The 16,990-nt window shown below is 62.6% G+C and carries 17 protein-coding genes; 5 read left to right on the top strand and 12 right to left on the bottom strand.

Annotated elements, in window-relative coordinates:
- The first annotated feature begins 118 nt into the window (after nt 1-118).
- Entirely contained in the window at nt 119-3,595 is a 3,477-nt protein-coding gene (locus GEV39_RS05745) for a hybrid sensor histidine kinase/response regulator (RefSeq protein ID WP_173887848.1), read from the top strand.
- On the opposite strand, the gene GEV39_RS05740 is transcribed toward GEV39_RS05745, so the two are convergent.
- A complete protein-coding gene (locus GEV39_RS05740; RefSeq protein WP_173891657.1) occupies nt 3,567-4,940 on the bottom strand; it encodes a DNA recombination protein RmuC in 1,374 nt (457 codons plus the stop codon). The two genes, GEV39_RS05745 and GEV39_RS05740, sit on opposite strands and share 29 nt — an antisense overlap.
- Before the next feature lie 159 nt (nt 4,941-5,099).
- Nucleotides 5,100-5,519: a tetratricopeptide repeat protein gene (locus GEV39_RS05735; protein ID WP_173887847.1), complete on the bottom strand. Its 420-nt coding sequence runs from the start codon at nt 5,517-5,519 to the stop codon at nt 5,100-5,102.
- Between the two features lie 947 nt (nt 5,520-6,466).
- Between GEV39_RS05735 and GEV39_RS05730 the strand changes: the two genes are divergently transcribed.
- The 3 genes from GEV39_RS05730 to GEV39_RS05720 all read left to right on the top strand — a co-directional run bounded on the left by GEV39_RS05730 (nt 6,467) and on the right by GEV39_RS05720 (nt 8,837).
- Nucleotides 6,467-6,691, top strand: coding sequence for a hypothetical protein (locus GEV39_RS05730; protein ID WP_009686213.1), 225 nt, complete (start codon nt 6,467-6,469; stop codon nt 6,689-6,691).
- 250 nt (nt 6,692-6,941) lie between these two features.
- Nucleotides 6,942-7,424, top strand: coding sequence for a hypothetical protein (locus GEV39_RS05725; RefSeq protein ID WP_173887846.1), 483 nt, complete (start codon nt 6,942-6,944; stop codon nt 7,422-7,424).
- A gap of 147 nt (nt 7,425-7,571) precedes the next feature.
- Nucleotides 7,572-8,837: an OmpP1/FadL family transporter gene (locus tag GEV39_RS05720; protein WP_173887845.1), complete on the top strand. Its 1,266-nt coding sequence runs from the start codon at nt 7,572-7,574 to the stop codon at nt 8,835-8,837.
- Nucleotides 8,838-9,058: 221 nt separating this feature from the next.
- Here GEV39_RS05720 and GEV39_RS05715 read toward each other — a convergent pair whose 3' ends face one another.
- Nucleotides 9,059-9,988 carry a LysR family transcriptional regulator gene (locus GEV39_RS05715; protein ID WP_173887844.1) on the bottom strand — a complete coding sequence of 310 codons (930 nt, stop codon included), beginning with the start codon at nt 9,986-9,988 and terminating at the stop codon, nt 9,059-9,061.
- A gap of 115 nt (nt 9,989-10,103) precedes the next feature.
- On the opposite strand from GEV39_RS05715, the gene GEV39_RS05710 reads away from it, so the two are divergent.
- A complete protein-coding gene (locus GEV39_RS05710; protein WP_173887843.1) occupies nt 10,104-10,364 on the top strand; it encodes a DUF2798 domain-containing protein in 261 nt (86 codons plus the stop codon).
- A 570-nt stretch (nt 10,365-10,934) separates the two neighbouring features.
- Here GEV39_RS05710 and GEV39_RS05705 read toward each other — a convergent pair.
- The 9 genes from GEV39_RS05705 to cobU form a co-directional block, all read right to left on the bottom strand.
- The gene (locus GEV39_RS05705) at nt 10,935-11,126 is read right to left on the bottom strand and encodes a hypothetical protein (RefSeq protein WP_173887842.1); all 192 of its coding nucleotides are present in this window, start codon (nt 11,124-11,126) and stop codon (nt 10,935-10,937) included.
- A gap of 467 nt (nt 11,127-11,593) precedes the next feature.
- Nucleotides 11,594-12,142 carry a glutathione peroxidase gene (locus GEV39_RS05700; RefSeq protein WP_054914256.1) on the bottom strand — a complete coding sequence of 183 codons (549 nt, stop codon included), beginning with the start codon at nt 12,140-12,142 and terminating at the stop codon, nt 11,594-11,596.
- 45 nt (nt 12,143-12,187) lie between these two features.
- A complete protein-coding gene (locus GEV39_RS26330; protein ID WP_283246105.1) occupies nt 12,188-12,310 on the bottom strand; it encodes a hypothetical protein in 123 nt (40 codons plus the stop codon).
- Entirely contained in the window at nt 12,307-13,509 is a 1,203-nt protein-coding gene (locus GEV39_RS05695) for an MFS transporter (protein WP_144187729.1), read from the bottom strand. The genes GEV39_RS26330 and GEV39_RS05695 overlap by 4 nt, the downstream gene beginning before the upstream one ends.
- A 62-nt stretch (nt 13,510-13,571) precedes the next feature.
- Nucleotides 13,572-13,976 (bottom strand): MarR family winged helix-turn-helix transcriptional regulator, encoded by a 405-nt coding sequence (locus GEV39_RS05690; RefSeq protein ID WP_173887841.1) that lies wholly within the window; start codon nt 13,974-13,976, stop codon nt 13,572-13,574.
- An 82-nt stretch (nt 13,977-14,058) separates the two neighbouring features.
- Nucleotides 14,059-14,787 (bottom strand): adenosylcobinamide-GDP ribazoletransferase, encoded by a 729-nt coding sequence (locus GEV39_RS05685; protein ID WP_173887840.1) that lies wholly within the window; start codon nt 14,785-14,787, stop codon nt 14,059-14,061.
- Nucleotide 14,788: 1 nt separating this feature from the next.
- Nucleotides 14,789-15,355, bottom strand: a complete 567-nt coding sequence (locus tag GEV39_RS05680; RefSeq protein ID WP_173887839.1) for a histidine phosphatase family protein — start codon at nt 15,353-15,355, stop codon at nt 14,789-14,791.
- On the bottom strand, nt 15,352-16,407 hold the full coding sequence (cobT, locus tag GEV39_RS05675) for a nicotinate-nucleotide--dimethylbenzimidazole phosphoribosyltransferase (RefSeq protein ID WP_173887838.1): 1,056 nt from the start codon (nt 16,405-16,407) through the stop codon (nt 15,352-15,354). The genes GEV39_RS05680 and cobT overlap by 4 nt, the downstream gene beginning before the upstream one ends.
- Nucleotides 16,408-16,468: 61 nt before the next feature.
- Nucleotides 16,469-16,990: a bifunctional adenosylcobinamide kinase/adenosylcobinamide-phosphate guanylyltransferase gene (gene cobU, locus GEV39_RS05670; RefSeq protein ID WP_173887837.1), complete on the bottom strand. Its 522-nt coding sequence runs from the start codon at nt 16,988-16,990 to the stop codon at nt 16,469-16,471.

Here is a 16,990-nt window from a genome sequence, read left to right as displayed (position 1 = left end):
AGCGAAGCCGGGCCCTGCGACCACGCGCCACTGCGACCATCGTCGGCGCTGACGAAGCGCCACCGGCGTGCCAGACTGGTAGATCGGGACCGCGTTATCTTATTGCTTCGGAGTTTTCATGTCGTTGTCCAGCGGGCTGATCGCCGTGGTCGCCCTGGCCTATATGGCCATCATGTTCGCCATCGCCTTCTATGGCGACCGCCGCAGCACGCCGTTGCCGCCCAAGCTGCGCGCCTGGGTGTACAGCCTGTCGCTGGCCGTGTACTGCACCAGCTGGACCTTCTTCGGCGCCGTTGGCCAGGCCGCCGAACAACTGTGGGCGTTCTTGCCGATATACCTGGGCCCGGTACTGCTGCTGATTTTTGCGCCTTGGGTGTTGCAGAAGATGGTGCTGATCAGCAAGCAGCAGAACATCACCTCGATCGCCGACTTCATCGCCGCACGCTATGGCAAGTCGCAGACCCTGGCGGTGGTGGTGGCACTGATCTGCCTGGTTGGCGTGCTGCCCTACATCGCCCTGCAGCTCAAGGGCATCGTGCTGGGCGTGAACCTGCTGATCGGCGCCAGTGCCGACGCCACCGGCACACGTGTCCAGGACACCGCGCTGGTGGTGTCACTGGTATTGGCGCTGTTCGCCATCGTGTTCGGCACGCGCAGCCTGGACGTGACCGAACACCACCGTGGCATGGTCCTGGCCATTGCTTTCGAATCGCTGATCAAGCTGCTGGCCTTCCTGGCTGTGGGCATCTTCGTGGTGTTCAACCTGTATGACGGCTTCGGCGACCTGTTCAGCCAGGCACGCCAGTCGATTCAGTTGCAGGATTACTGGCAGGAGACCATCAACTGGCCCTCCATGGTGGTGCAGACCGCCGTGGCGATGATGGCGATCATCTGCCTGCCGCGCCAGTTCCACGTTACCGTGGTGGAGAACATCGAACCCCAAGACCTGCGCCTGGCCCGCTGGGTGTTCCCCCTGTACCTGGGGCTGGCTGCCCTGTTCGTGGTGCCGATTGCCCTGGCCGGGCAAATGCTGCTGCCAGGGGCCGTGATCTCCGACTCGTTCGTGATCAGCCTGCCGCTGGCCGAGGCCCACCCGAGCCTGGCCCTGCTGGCGTTCATCGGCGGCGCCTCGGCAGCCACCGGCATGGTCATCGTCGAGGCCGTGGCACTGTCGACCATGGTCTCCAACGACATGCTGCTGCCCTGGCTGCTACGCCGCAACAATGCCGAACGGCCGTTCGAAGCGTTCCGTCACTGGATGCTCTCGGTGCGCCGGGTGACCATCGTGGTGATCCTGCTGCTGGCCTATGTCAGCTATCGCCTGCTGGGCTCGACCGCCAGCCTGGCAACCATCGGCCAGATCGCGTTTGCCGCCGTGACCCAATTGACCCCGGCCATGCTCGGCGCGCTGTACTGGAAGCAGGCCAACCGCCGCGGCGTGTTTGCCGGCCTGGCTGCCGGTATCTTCCTGTGGTTCTACACCTTGGTGTTGCCGATTGCCGCGCACAGTCTGGGCTGGCCGCTGCAGGTGTTCCCAGGGCTGGCCTGGCTGCACGGCAACCCGCTGAACCTGCCGATCAGCCCTCTGACCCAGGGCGTGGTGTTGTCGCTGGCGGGCAACTTCACCCTGTTCGCCTGGGTGTCGCTGCTGTCGCGCACGCGGGTGTCCGAACATTGGCAGGCTGGCCGCTTCATTGGCCAGCAGACCAGCGCCCGGCCCAGCAGCAAGCCGCTGCTGGCGGTACAGATCGACGACCTGCTGACCCTGGCATCGCGCTTTGTCGGGGAAGAGCGCGCCCGGCAGAGCTTCATCCGCTTTGCCTACCGCCAGGGCAAGGGCTTCAACCCCAACCAGAACGCGGACGGCGACTGGATCGAACACACCGAACGGCTGCTGGCCGGCGTGCTGGGCACCTCGTCGACCCGCGCGGTGGTCAAGGCGGCCATCGAAGGCCGCGACATGCAGCTGGAAGACGTGGTACGCATCGCCGATGAAGCCAGCGAAGTCCTGCAGTTCAACCGCGCCCTGCTGCAGGGCGCCATCGAGAACATCAACCAGGGCATCAGCGTGGTCGACCAGAACCTGCACCTGGTGGCCTGGAACCGCCGTTACCTTGAGCTGTTCAACTACCCGGAGGGGCTGATCAGCGTCGGCCGGCCGATTGCCGACATCATCCGTTACAACGCCGAGCGCGGGTTGTGCGGCCCCGGCGAGGCACAGGTGCACGTGGCGCGCCGCCTGCACTGGATGCGCCAGGGCCGTGCGCACTCGTCCGAGCGGCTGTTCCCCAATGGCCGGGTAATCGAGTTGATCGGCAACCCGATGCCCGGGGGCGGGTTCGTCATGAGTTTCACCGACATCACGCCATTTCGCGAGGCCGAACAGGCACTGCGCGATGCCAATGAAGGCCTGGAGCAACGGGTGGCCGAGCGCACCCATGAACTGTCGCAACTGAACCAGGCCTTATCCGAAGCCAAGAGCCAGGCCGAAGCGGTCAGCAAGTCCAAGACCCGCTTCCTGGCAGCCGTCAGCCATGACCTGATGCAACCATTGAATGCTGCACGGCTGTTTTCCGCCGCCTTGTCGCAGCAGGCCGAAGGCATGAATGAAGAAGCCCGGCAGTTGGTGCAGCACATGGACAGCTCGCTGCGCTCGGCAGAGGAGCTGATCAGCGACCTGCTGGACATCTCGCGCCTGGAAAACGGCAAGATAACCCCGGACGCCAAGCCCTTCGCCCTTACCGAACTGTTCGACACCCTCGGCGCCGAGTTCAAGCTGCTGGCCGCCGAGAAGGGCCTGGAGTTCCGCCTACGCGGCAGCCGCCTGCGGGTGGACAGTGACATGAAGCTGCTGCGCCGGGTGCTGCAGAACTTTCTTACCAACGCCCTGCGCTATGGCAAAAGCCCGATTCTGCTGGGGGCACGGCGCCAGGGCGGGCGGCTGTGGCTGGAAGTCTGGGACCGCGGCCCAGGCATCGCCGACGACAAGCTGCAGGTGATCTTCCAGGAGTTCAAGCGCCTGGACAGCCACCAGACCCGCGCCGAAAAGGGCCTGGGCCTGGGCCTGGCGATCGCCGACGGCCTGTGCCGGGTGCTCGGCCACCCACTTGAAGTGCGTTCATGGCCAGGCAAAGGTACGGTGTTTCGGGTCAGTGTGCCCATCGCCCGCCAGGCCGCGCCGGCACAGCCTGCCCCGCTGGAACAGGCGAGCCAGCCGCTGGCAGGCTTGCAGGTACTGTGCGTAGACAATGAAGACAGCATTCTGATCGGCATGAACAGCCTGCTCAGCCGTTGGGGTTGCCAGGTGTCTACTGCGCGTAACCAGGCCGAATGCGCCGCCTTGCTGGACCACGGCCTGCGCCCGCACCTGGCGCTGGTGGACTACCACCTGGACGACGGCGAGACCGGCACCGGGCTGATGGGCTGGCTACGTGCGCGGTTGGGTGAACCCCTACCGGGTGTGGTGATCAGTGCCGACGGCAGCAAGGAAACCATTGCCCTGGTGCATGCGTCCGGCCTCGACTACCTGGCCAAGCCGGTCAAGCCTGCGGCCTTGCGCGCCATGCTCAATCGCCATCTGAGCCTGGTTCAGTAAGCGCTCGATCGGCCAGCGCCGCGTCAGCCATCGCCCGTTCCAGCAGGTCGGGCGGCAGGCTCTTGCTGGCGCGGGCGCCGAGCAACTTCAATTGCTCGCTGCGGCTTACCAGGTTACCGCGCCCCTCGCACAACTTGTTGCGCGCCGCGGCATAGGCTTTGTCCACCTGTTGCAGGCGACTGCCCAGCTCGTCCAGGTCCTGGATGAACAGGACGAACTTGTCGTATAGCCAGCCGGCCCGCTCGGCGATCTCCCGGGCGTTCTGGCCTTGGCGCTCCTGCTTCCAGAGGCTGTCGATCACCCGCAACGTCGCCAGCAAGGTCGTGGGGCTGACGATCACGATCTGCCGATCGAAGGCTTCCTGGAACAGGTTAGGCTCCGCCTGCAGGGCCGCCGAGAAGGCCGCCTCGATGGGCACGAACAGCAACACGAAGTCGAGGCTGTGCAGGCCTTCGAGGCGGTTGTAATCCTTGCTCGACAAGCCTTTGACATGGCTGCGCAGCGATTGCACATGCTGCTTGAGCGCGGCCTCGTCATTGCTGGAAACGAACTGCTGATAGGCCGTGAGGCTGACCTTGGCGTCCACCACCACCTGCTTGTCGCCCGGCAGCATGATCAGCACATCGGGCTGGAAGCGCTCGCCATCGGCGCTCTTCAGGCTGACCTGGGTCTGGTACTCGCGGCCCTTCTCCAGGCCGGCGTGCTCCAGTACCCGCTCGAGAACCAACTCGCCCCAGTTGCCCTGGGTTTTCTGCCCCTTCAGTGCCTGGGTCAGGTTGGTAGCTTCGTCGGACAGGCGCAGGTTGAGCTGTTGCAGGCGCTCCAGCTCCTTGCCCAGCGAGAAGCGCTCCCGGGCTTCCTGTTGGTAGCTTTCCTCGACGCGTTTTTCGAACGACTGGATGCGTTCCTTGAGGGGGTCGAGCAACTGGCCAAGGTGCTGCTGGCTGGTCTGGGCAAAGCGCTGCTCACGCTCGTCGAAGATCTTGGTGGCCATTTCGGCGAACTGGGCACGCAGGGTGTCACGGGCTTCTTGCAGGTCTTCCAGGCGTTGCTGGTGGCTTTCCTGCTGTTCGCGCAGTTCGGCCTCCAGGCGTGCGCTTTGCGCCTCCAGGCGGCGCAGTTCGGCTTCGCGGTTGGCGCGTTCGAGGTGCCAGGCATGGGCGGCGTCGCGGGCGTTGTCGCGGTCGATCTGCAGCAACTCCAGCTCACGGCCCTGAGCGGCCAGCTCGCTCTGCTTGAGGGTATTGGCTTCGCTGAGATCGCTGATTTCGTCGCGGCTGGCATCCAGCTGCGCTTGCAGCCCGGCCTGGGCCAACTGGGCGGCGTTGAGACGCTCCTCCAGCAACGCCTGCTCGGCTTGCCGTGCGCCCTGACGGCGCTGGAGCTGCATGATCCACCCCAGGCAGGGCAACGCCCCTGCCACCACGCCAAGCAGAATGCTGGCCAGATCCACTGTCATGCTTACCCCGAACGCGCTGTGCAATTGGCTGCAGCTTATCAGCCTTCAACCCGCAAACCACTGCCCCAGCAGCCGCTGCGCTTCTTGCGAACCTTGCCCCGCCGCAAGCTCCAGCCAGTAACGCGCCTGCGCTGGCTCTTGATGCTGGCACAACCGTGCGTATTCCAGCTGCGCACGCCGGTCCCCGGCCCGCGCTGCCTGGCGCAGTAACTCATGGCCAATACGCCGGTCACGGGCATTGCCGCAATCCCGGCACAGCATTTGCCCAAGCCGGCTTTGCGCCACCACCACACCTTGGCGGGCCGGCTGCTTCAGCAGGCGGCCTGCCAGATGCTTGACCTGGGGCTTGTCACCAAGGCGCGGGCTATCGAGCAGCCACAAGGCCACTTTCAAGCTGAACCGCTTGGCGTCAGGGGGTGGTGTAGTGGCGGCGGAGGTGGCGAGCTGTTTATAGCGGAACTTCATGGCAACACGTATGGCAATGCGAAAGGCGAGCCACTGTACGCTTTTTTTTTTGCCATGACCCGTCGAAATCGAAACAATGAAAAAAATTTTAAATGATCTTTTCTTGACGTTCGTGGGCGCATAAGAAGGCAGGTCATCCAGGCTTCGCGTTGGTCGGACGGCTCACAGCGCAGCGGACACGCCCGTGCTAGAGCAAGTGCCGGGGACAATCCACAGTTCCTGTGGATAACTCGGTGGACAACCCTATGACACACCCCGCAAACCCCCGTAAACTGTGGGCTTCGGTCAAACTGACGATTTTTTCACCAGCTGAAAATAGTGTTTTTTTTCATTGACTTAACCGCGCAGTCAAGGCATTGGCGAAGTCGGCAGGGGTTGTTGCGGTGCTGTTACAAGCCCTGCACCGAATGTGAACAAATGCACCCTTTGCCCTCCTTTGAATGCACGCAATGGGCACATCCTCGGCGATTCGAGCCATTTTCACCCTCTTCCCAGCGTGGCAAATTCACGCCATACTGCTCGGCTACCCAAGACTGACGTAGTGCTTGCCAAGCGCACTCATTCACTGTACAGTCCGCCTCGTTAGTACCAAGCTGAAAGTCAATTCTGGCCCCATGTCCTTGCAGTCGCCCACCTCCCAAGTGCGGCCCTGCTGAAACCAGGACCGGCCCATTCGATGATTCACTCGCCAGCCACAGGCTGGTCAAGCACGAATCACCCGACAGATTGATCAGGATCCCACCCCGATGGCCGCGAACCTTGGCCCCGGCGTGCTGCCTGCCTTCTGAAGTACCTACCAGTCAGCCCAAGCGCCCACATTTGATTGCGCCCCCTCTGGCTGCCCTGTTCCAGTCAGGTTCGCTCGTCCCTTAATAATGGCGTCACTGGAACGTTTCTATCATGCACGGATCATACTCCCCGTGTTTAAAGCAGGAACATCCAACAATATGCAAACTCATCATCAGATTCAGGCTGCCATTGGCACCCTTTCCCAGGCCTTCTCGCCGTTGAAGTGCCTCATCGTTGCCCCACGCAAAGGCAGCTTCAGCTTTACCCTGGTAGACGAACACGGCGTCGCCTGCCACACCGAGCGTCTGTACCCTGAACAGTACAGCCGCAATGAACCCTTGCAGGCGGTCATTGCAAGGACTCGCCAGTCGCTCACCGCGTGAGCGGCGAATACTGCAGTATTCATGCGCTGAATCGTAGCATCGCCTACCTGCCTGAACGTTCATGGCGTAATCGCCTTAGGGCATATAGCTCGCGACGTCAGGCAGCAATCGATTTAAAAACAGCTCTTTACACCACGATTATCACACTACACTTCAACTCGAGCGGTACTTGCCGCTTCCGGCGGGCCTGACTACTTCACCAGCTGCCAAGCTCCAGCGCCCGTCCGGCCCTTTACTGTTCGAGGGCATCATGGGTATTGCGGCGAATGAATTGTGTCAGTATGTGATACGGCCCACCCTGGTTTACCTGAACCGTCACTGCGCCAGCGCTGAAGCCTTGTTACTGGGCGTTGCCGCCAGCCAGTCGGCACTCGGGGCCGCCTTGCACGACCGACGCGGGCACGGCCTGTACCGCATTGGCGAACACCGCCACCAGGCGCTGTGGGACAACTACCTTGCCCGTGATCCCGACCTGGCCAGCCTGGTCCGGGGCCTGGCGAGCCAGCATGCCTTCCTCGGCGGCCCACACCTCGAGCTTACGGTCAACCTGCGATACTCCACGGCCATTGCCTGGATGCTCATTGAGGAGCATGCCACGCCCTTGCCTGCCGCTGACGATTTACTGGCACTGGCGCGTATATGGCGTCAGATCTTCCACCCCCAAGGCCGCTTGCGCGACTTCACTCACGCTTGGCACACCTGCGTTGATCAAAGATTGCCACAGGCATCTTGAGAAGCGTCCTACATCAAAGCCGGAAAAAAGGGAATTTTGGTCGGATTGTCCTACAAAACCGCTCTAACTCCTGCGATTGAGGCTATAGCGCGGCGCGTCATTTGTTGGTAGCTTTTCGCCCCGGAGATCCCAAGGAGTTTTCTAATAATGAAAAAAGTAATGCTCAAAACCTCCCTCGGCGTAGCCGTTGCTCTTGCATCCAGCCAGCTTTTCGCCAGCGGCTTTGCATTGAACGAACAGAGCATCAGCAGCATGGGGACAGGTTTCGCGGGACGTTCTTCTTCTGCCGAAGATGCCAGCACCGTGTTTGGCAACCCGGCCGGCATGTCCCGCCTCAAACGTGAACAGTTCACCGTGGGCGGCGCAGCCGTCATCGCCAAAACCGACATTTCCGGGCCAGGCAGCAACCTCGGGGGGGAAACCGATGGTGACATGGTGCCGGTCGTTGGCGTGCCCATGGGCTACTACGTCAAACCTATCGACGACCACTGGAGCGTCGGCTTCGGTGTCTACGTGCCGTTCGGCCTGGTAACCGACTACGGCAGCGATGACGCTGCGCGCTACTGGGGCAAAAAGAGCCACGTCGAGGTCGTCACCTTCCAGCCCACCGTCAGCTACGCTTTCAACGACAAGGTCTCGATCGGTTTTGGTCCAACCATCAACCGCATCAAGGGTGAGCTGGGCTCCAGCCTGATCAACCCATTCACCCCGGGCCGCAACGATGGCGAAGTGAAAATCAAGGGTGACGATACTGCCGTAGGCTACAACATCGGCCTTATGGTGCAGGCCACCGACCGCACCCGCGTCGGCCTGACCTACCACTCGATGGTCGACTACAAGCTGGAAGGCAAGACCCGCGTCAGCACCCCGCTGATCGGGCCGTTCAACGGCAACAAGTTCGATGCCAGCCTGAAGATCAAGACGCCGGAATCGGTCGACCTTTCGGTTACCCACGAACTCGATGACCAGTGGACCCTGTACGCGGGCAGCACCTGGACCCGCTGGAGCCGCCTGGAAAACATCACCGTGCAGAACGATGTGCCTGCGCCACTGGCAGGTTCGGCATTCCAGACCATTACCGAAGAGCAGAACTGGCACGATACCTGGGCACACGCCATTGGTGCATCGTACAAGGTCAACAAGGAGTGGGTACTGCGTACCGGCTTTACCGTTGACCAATCGCCAACCAACAACCACGACCGTTCGCCGCGCATCCCCACAGGTGATCGCAAGGTGTTCAGCCTGGGCGCAGGCTGGAGCCCGAATGACGACATGACCATTGACGTGGCCTATTCCTACCTCTGGGAAGAAGACACCAAGGTCAACCAGGTCAGCGCAACCAAGGGCAGCTACCAGGCCAAGTATGAGAACAGCGCGCACGGTGTCGGTGCGTCGCTTACCTATCGTTTCTGACGGTACGCGCTACCTGAAAAAAACCGCCCTCGCGGTTAATGCCTGTCAGTTAAGCGTTACTGGGGCTGCTTTGCAGCCCTTCGCGGGCACGCCCGCTCCCACAGGGGATCGCGCATTTCTTGAGTTCAGCGCCAAACGTGTGGGAGCGGGCGTGCCCGCGAAGGGTCGCAAAGCGGCCCCAAATTACTTAACTCACTCCCATTACCCTCGTGGCGGTTTTTTCACGTCTGGACCTGCCAGGTGTCAGCCAGGTGTTCACGCAGGTACGCCATGAACACGCGCACAGCAGGCGTCATGGCAAAGCGGTCTGCCAGGCACAGGTAGATGTCCATCGGCTCGGTCTGGGCGTATGCCTGGCCGTTGTCGCTGTATTCAAACAACGGCACCAGCGCACCTGAAGCCAGATGTGGCCGCACGATGAATTCGGCCAGGCGGGTGATGCCACCATCATGCACGGCCATTTGGGTCAGCGCATCGATGTCATCACTGATGAGCACGTTGCCGAACACCGGCTCGAAGCGCAGCCCGTCACGCATGAACCCCCAACGTAGCAGGCGGCCGTCCACCGGGTAGCGGAACACCAGGCACCGGTGATCGCGCAGAGCCTCAGGCGTACTTGGTAGGCCGGCGCTTTGCAAGTAGCCGGGTGAGGCGCAGCAAATGAACGGGATACGGGCGATGTGCCGGGCCAGCAGTTGCTCTTCCAACTGCGGGGTGATGCGCAGGCTCACATCGACATCTTCACGGGCATGGTTGACGCGGCGATCGGTCGTTACCAATTCTATCGAAAGCAGTGGGTAGCGGGCGCTGAATGCGGGTATAAGGGGAGCCAGCACATGGCGACCGAAGGCCGAGGTCGAAGCAATGCAGAGTTGGCCCTGGGGTTCACTGTCTGGGGTGGTGATGGCCTGCTCGGCTTCGGCAAGGTCACGTTCGATATGGCTGACACGTTGGTAGTACTGGTTGCCTGCGGGTGTCAGGGACATGCTGCGGGTTGTGCGGGTAAGCAGGCGCACCTGGAGATGGCTTTCCAGGCGGGCGAGGTTCTGGCTGACCGCGGCCGGGGTGAGGCCGAGGTTACGGGCGCCAGCGGCAATGCTGCCGGCTTCGACCACCTTGATGAAGCAACGAATGGCGTTGAGCAGGTCCATGTAGTGGCCCTTGAATTCGTAAGCATCTCTTTATAAAGAACTCAGTATTGCTGGTCTACTGCTGCCACTGCGAGGGTTGCTAGCCTGCGGCTTCACTCAACTTCAAGGAGTTAGCATGAGCGATCTCTCCCCAACCCGCAGCCGCCGCAAATTGCACCCCGTCGCCACGCCCTATGTTTTCGCGTTCTACATGTCTTCCATCATGGCGTTATTGATGAGCTTTGTTATTACTGCGGCGAACGCTGGCGTTACCCCCGACTACCTGAGCAATGTATTGAAGGCCTATCAGTTGGCGATGCCGGTGGCGTTTGTCTGTGTATTGATGGTGAGGCCGGTGGTTGTACGGCTGGTGGCGATCACAGTGCATGCCAAGTGAGGTCGCCTACCGCTGGCACAGGCGGCGCTGGCCCACCTCTTCAACCCCCGCACGCCTGTTGATTTGGTTGGAGCATGACCGTAGCGAGGGAACCCCGGAGCGCAGCGCAGGGGCCGGATGACGGGAGCGCAGCGTTTTTTGGTTACTTTTTGTCGCGTTTGACAAAAAGTGACTCGCCGTAAGGGCGAAAAGGTGACTTTGTGTCGCTATCGCAGCTGGAGTTATCGCGCTATCAAAACCAGCGCTCAAGATTTCAAGCTCTGCAAAGGTGTGGGCGTTTACACCTCATAGGTATTCGTTCGCGGCGGCGGCGCCGAGTCACTTTTCCGCCCTTACGGCGGGTTACTTTGGTCTTGGCCAAAGTAACCAAAGCCGCCCGCTCCCGTCATCCGGCCCCTACGCTACGCTCCGGGGTTCCCTCGCTACGGGCATGCTCCCGGGAGTACGCGCTGCAGGCCCCGTCCCTGGGGCCTCAGCGCTTGACGGGCATCCATGCCCGTCACCTCCCTGCGCATGCCCTTCGCTCGGCCTCCTGAAGTCGCAATCTGCGTCGCCTGTGCTACCGCGCGCTTAGAAGCAAAAGCAAAAAGCAGAGGCAACAGCTGCGCTTACGTGGGTTCGCATCACGCAATCAGACCACGCACAGATTTTGATCTGGCTGTTGATCTTGATCTTGATCTTGATCTTGATCTTGATCTTGATCTTGATCTTCGCGACTTCAGGAGGCCGAGCGGAGGGCATGCGCAGGGAGGTGACGGGCATGGATGCCCGTCAAGCGCTGAGGCCCCAGGGATGGGGCCTGCAGCGCGTACTCCCGGGAGCATGACCGTAGCGAGGGAACCCCGGAGCGCAGCGCAGGGGCCGGATGACGGGAGCGCAGCGTTTTTTGGTTACTTTTTGTCGCGTTTGACAAAAAGTGACTCGCCGTAAGGGCGAAAAGGTGACTTTGTGTCGCTATCGCAGCTGGAGTTATCGCGCTATCAAAACCAGCGCTCAAGATTTCAAGCTCTGCAAAGGTGTGGGCGTTTACACCTCATAGGTATTCGTTCGCGGCGGCGGCGCCGAGTCACTTTTCCGCCCTTACGGCGGGTTACTTTGGTCTTGGCCAAAGTAACCCGCCGTAAGGGCGAAAAGGTGACTATGCGTCGCTATCGCAGCTGGAGTTTTCGCGCCACCAAAACCAGCGCCAAAAAGCTTTCAAGCTTTCAAGCTACGCAATAACCCCCCCATCACTGCGAAGCAATAGCCTTCTCGATAGCCGCCCGGAACGCCGGATCATCCGGCTTCGTCAGGCTGGAAAAATTACCAACCACCTTGCCCTTGCGATCAACCACATATTTGTAGAAGTTCCACTTCGGCGCACTGCTCTGGTTGGCCAATTCAACGAACAACGGAATCGCATCCTTGCCCCGAACCGGCTGAGCCTTGGTCATGGTGAACGTCACACCGTAATTGGCATAGCAGACCTTGGCCGTCTTCTCGCTATCGGCGTCTTCCTGCTTGAAGTCATTGGACGGCACACCCAACATCTCCAGGCCTTGTTCGTGATACGCCTTGTACGTTGCTTCAAGCCCCTCGAACTGCGGCGCAAAACCACAGTAACTGGCGGTATTCACCACCACCAAAGGCTTACCGGCAAACCGCTCGCACAGCTCGATCTGCCCCTTGCCCCGCAATTCCGGCAAGCTGCCCTGCAACAACGCCGGGCAATCGGCAGCCCAGCTCGACGCACTGGCCAGCAAGCCCAGCACCGTCACCGTCAACCCCTGTATACGCATGTCAGTTGCTCCCGCAATTCAAGCCTTGAGCTTGCAGGGTAGCGCCTAACAGACGCTCATGCCCAACTGCATCAACGCCAAGCCCCCGCGGTGCCAGCCCCACCACACCAGCGCCAGCAGCAATAACCCGGCAACAGCCAGCAGCCCGCGAAGCCAATGGCGGCTCATGCTGCCTGCGCCTGCAAGCGGGCGACCGGGCGTTCGCGTACCGGCCAGTTCAGGGCGGCAGCCAACACGCTGAGCAGGATGGAAATCTGCCACACCAGGTCATAGCTGCCCGTGCGGTCATACACCACCCCACCCAGCCAGCCCCCCAGGAACGCACCCAACTGGTGGAACAGAAACACGATACCGCCCAGCATGGAAAGGTTGCGCACGCCGAACACCGTCGCCACGGTGCCGTTGGTCAGCGGCACGGTAGACAACCACAGCAGCCCCATGGCGATACCGAACAGGTAGGCACTGAACTGAGTCACCGGCGCCCACAGGAACAGCACGATCACCACCGCCCGCAGCAGGTAAAGCCCGGTCAGCAGGCGCGGTTTGGACATGCGCCCACCCAGCCAGCCAGCCGTGAAGGTGCCGACAATGTTGAACAGCCCAACCAGCGCCAGCACTGTGGTACCGGTACTGGCGGGCAGATGCTGGTCAACCAGGTAGGCCGGCAGGTGCACGCCGATGAACACCACCTGGAAACCGCAGACGAAGAAGCCCAGCGCCAGGAGCCAGAACCCAGGGTGCGAACACGCCTCACGCAACGCCTGGCCCAGCGTCTGCTCGGCACCATGGCTGGGCAATGGGCGGTCGCGCAGCAGGCCGACAAAAGGCACGATGAATGCCACCAGCAGCCCCAATACCAACAGGGCTGCCGACCAACCCAGCCACTGGATGAGGCCCAGGGTGCCCGGCAACATGGCGAACTGGCCGAACGAGCCTGCGGCGCTGGCGATGCCCATGGCCATGCTGCGTTTTTCGGCCGGCACAGCCCGCCCGACCACACCGAGGATCACCGAAAACGAAGTGCCGGAGAGGCCAATACCAATCAGCAAGCCCGCACTCAGCGACAACGACCAGGCCGAGTCGGCCGTGCCCATCAGGATCAACCCCACGGCATAAAGAATACCGCCGATGATCACCACCCGTGCCGCGCCCAGGCGGTCGGCCAAGGCGCCGGCAAAGGGTTGCGCCAACCCCCAGATCAGGTTCTGCAAGGCAATGGCGAAGGCAAACACCTCACGGCCCCAGCCAAAATCGGCGCTCATGGGCGCCAGGAACAGACCGAAACCGTGCCGTACCCCCAATGACAACGCCAGAATCAACGCTGCCCCCACCAATACCCATCCGCTGGTTCGCCACACCGAAGTCATTGTCGTTATCTCCAGCACATCGCAAGGTTTACGGGTATATACCCGCTTATGGTCATATCATTTCAGGCCAGCTGGTTCAGCAGGTGCACCAGTTGATCACGCTGCCCGCTCCCCAGGCGTTCCACCAAATCGGTTTGCGCCTGCTCCCAGGCCGGGTGGGCGGCTTGCAGCAACTGCGTGCCGGCTGCGGTCAGCAGCACCTCACGGTTACGCTGGTCATCGCCCTCGGCCAGGGCTACCAAGCCCTCTGCCTGCAGCACACGCAGGTTGCGGCCCAACGTACTGCGCTCCAGCCCCATGGCCTCGGCCAGGGTCGTGATGCTGGGACGATCGAGGCGCTGCAGGTGCCGTAACAGCGAAAACTGGGCGACATTGACCCCGAAGCCGGCAAGGGCTTCGTCGTAATGCCGGGTCACCCCACGGGCAGCACGGCGTAAATGGGTACAAAGGCATTCACTGGTCAGCATGGATACGTGTATATACCCGCGTGTTGCATGTTGCAAGAAGTTTCATGGCGCCGGGCGAGGCGCCGCTTGAGTGACACGACGTTCAGAGCCCCAGCGCCATGCCAAGCACCACCGCCAGCTCGAGCAGTTCCAGCAGCGCCCCGGCCGTATCGCCCGTTGTGCCACCCAGGCGTCGGCACATGAGCTGCCGCAGCCAGGCAAATACCGCCAGCGCCAGCACCACGCTCCACCCGCCCAGCCACAGGCAAAACAGCGCACAACCCAGCAGTACCCAGCCCGCGGCGCGCCGTGGCAGATGTTCTGACAGTGCCTGCCCCAAGCCGCCTGGGCGCACGTAAGGGGTGCACAGAAACAAACCCAGCATCGCCGCCCGCCCGAGCAGCGGCGCCAGCAGCAGGTGAGCAGTGACGCCCTGCTCGACCAGCACCCAAAGGGCACAGAACTTCAGCAACAGCACCAGTACCAGGGTCACCACGGCCATTGGCCCGCTGCGTGGGTCTTTCATGATCCGCAGCGTGCGCTCGCGGTCGCCAAAGCCGCCCAGCCAGGCATCCGCACTGTCGGCCAGCCCATCCAGGTGCAAGGCCCCGCTGAGCAGCACCCACAGTGCCAACAGCAACGCCGCCTGCAGCGGCGCCGGCGTGCCCTGCAGCAGGTGGCTTGCCAGCCACAACAGCAACCCGAACAGCAGCCCGACCAGCGGGTAATAGAGCAGCGAACGGCCCACCTCACGGGCGGCGGGCATGCCTGGCAGACTCACCGGCAAGCTGCTGAGAAACTGCAAGGCAATCCAGAACGGCAACGGCAGCATCTCAACCTTCCTCGACCAACTGCCCGCCCTCACCCACCAACAAGCGGACCAAGGCACCATGCCCGACCTCGACCTGCAACAGTTGGTGCCTGGGCAAGCCGCGAGCACGCGCCAGTAGCAAGCGCATCACCCCACCATGGGTGATTAGCAGCACACGCTTGCCGGCGTGCTGCTGGTACAACCCCTCGACCGCCGCCAGCACTCGTGACGCAAAGGCGTGCACCGGCTCGCCGTTAGGCGGCGTGAAGGCGTAGGGGTCTGCCCAGAACTGCCCCAGCGCATCGGCCTGGTCTTGCATGATCTGTTCGGCGCTGCGGCCTTCCCAGTCACCAAAGTGCAGTTCTTGCAGGGCTGGCACCCGGCACACCGGCAAATTCAGTTGCGCACCCAGCTCATCGGCAAACCGCGCACAGCGCTGCAGCGGCGAGCTGACCAACACCTGCCACGGGCCGGCACCGGCCACGGCACTGCGCATCTGGGCCCAGCCTTGGTCGGTCAGCGCGTCATCCAGGCTGCCACGCAGCCCGCCCTGCTCGGTTTCGCCGTGGCGCAGCAGGTCAAGGATCATGCCGGGCGGTCCGCCACAGCGGCTTCGGCAAAGGTCGCCATTTGCCCATGCAGCGCACACGCCAGGCGTAACAGCGGTACCGCCAATGCGGCGCCACTGCCCTCGCCCAGGCGCAGGCCCAGGGCCAGCAACGGCTCGGCCTGCAGCGCCGCGAGCAGGGCCTTGTGCCCAGGCTCGGCACCTTCATGAGCGAACAGCAGCCAGGCCCGGCACTGCGGGTTCAGGCGCACCGCCACCAGCGCGGCGACGCTGCAGATGAAGCCATCGACCAGTACTGCGATACCCGACTGCGCGCAGCCGATATAGGCGCCGACCAGGGCAGCGATCTCGAACCCGCCAACGCACCCCAATGCCTGCAACGGCGCGTCAGCCCGCAGACCATGCAGGCGCAACGCCTGTTCGATGACCTGCGCCTTGTGCCGCACACCCGCGTTGTCCAGGCCGGTGCCAGGCCCGCTCAGCTGTGCCGCCGGGCAGCCCAGCAAGGCGCTGGCCACGGCAGCCGCGGCAGTCGTATTGCCGATGCCCATCTCACCACCGATGAACAACTGCGCACGCTGTTCGGCCGCGCGCAAGGCGCTGTCGCGGCCCGCCTGCAGGGCTGCCAGCAGCTGGCCTTCGGTCATCGCCGGCTGGCGGGCAAAGTTCGCGGTACCGGCCCCCAGGCGCAAATGACGCACGCCGGGCAGCTCCAGCTGTAGGTCGATGGTGCCGAGATCGACCACCTCCAGGCTGGCGTGCAGTTGCCGCGCCAGCACACTGATTGCCGCGCCACCGCCGACGAAATTGCACAGCATCTGCCCGGTTACCGCCTGCGGGTAGGCCGAGATGCCTTCCTCGACCACACCGTGGTCACCGGCAAAAATGGTGATGGCCAGCTGGTCCAGCACGGGGCGTTCCCGCCCCTGCAAACCGGCCAGCTGAATGGCCAGGCCTTCCAGCTGGCCAAGCGAGCCGGCAGGTTTGGTCAGTTGCTGCTGACGCGCGCGGGCCTGGTCCATGGCGGCGTTGTCGAGGGGTTGGCAGGGGGTTTGCCACCAGGGTTGGGTCATCGGGGGAAGCCTGTTCAGGGTTGGACAATGGGTAGTGGGGGTTGCACGATGGGTGGCTGGGTCATGGCGCGGCGCCCTTGAGTACCAATGGCAACCCGGCAACCGTCAACACCACGCGTTGACAGCGCTCGGCTACCGCCTGATGCATCCAGCCCGCCAGGTCGACATAACGCCGGGTCAGCTCGCCCATGGGCACCACCCCCAGGCCGGTTTCGTTACTGACCAAGATAACCGTGCCAGGCAGTTGCTCCAGGCAATCGAGCAGTGCATCACGCTCCTGGGCCAGGCGTTGGTCATCCTCCAGCATCAACAGGTTGGTCAGCCACAGCGTCAGGCAATCCACCAGCAGGCAACGCCCCGCGGCCGCTTCTGCGCGTAATACCGCCGCCAACGCCAGGGGCTCTTCGATCAACCCCCAGGCGGCAGGGCGTCGTCGCCGGTGCAGCACTACCCGCTCGTTCATTTCACCGTCCAGCGGCTGGCTGGTGGCAATGTAGGTCACGGGCAAACCGCTGGCAGTGGCCCATTGCTCGGCCAGGCGGCTTTTGCCCGAACGGGCACCGCCGAGGATCAGGCTGCGCAT

Origin of the sequence: Pseudomonas sp. NY5710 (assembly GCF_013305665.1) — a bacterium.
GTDB lineage: Bacteria > Pseudomonadota > Gammaproteobacteria > Pseudomonadales > Pseudomonadaceae > Aquipseudomonas > Aquipseudomonas juntendi.
Note: the sequence above shows the minus strand (reverse complement) of the source record. Positions and strands in the feature narration are given on the sequence as shown.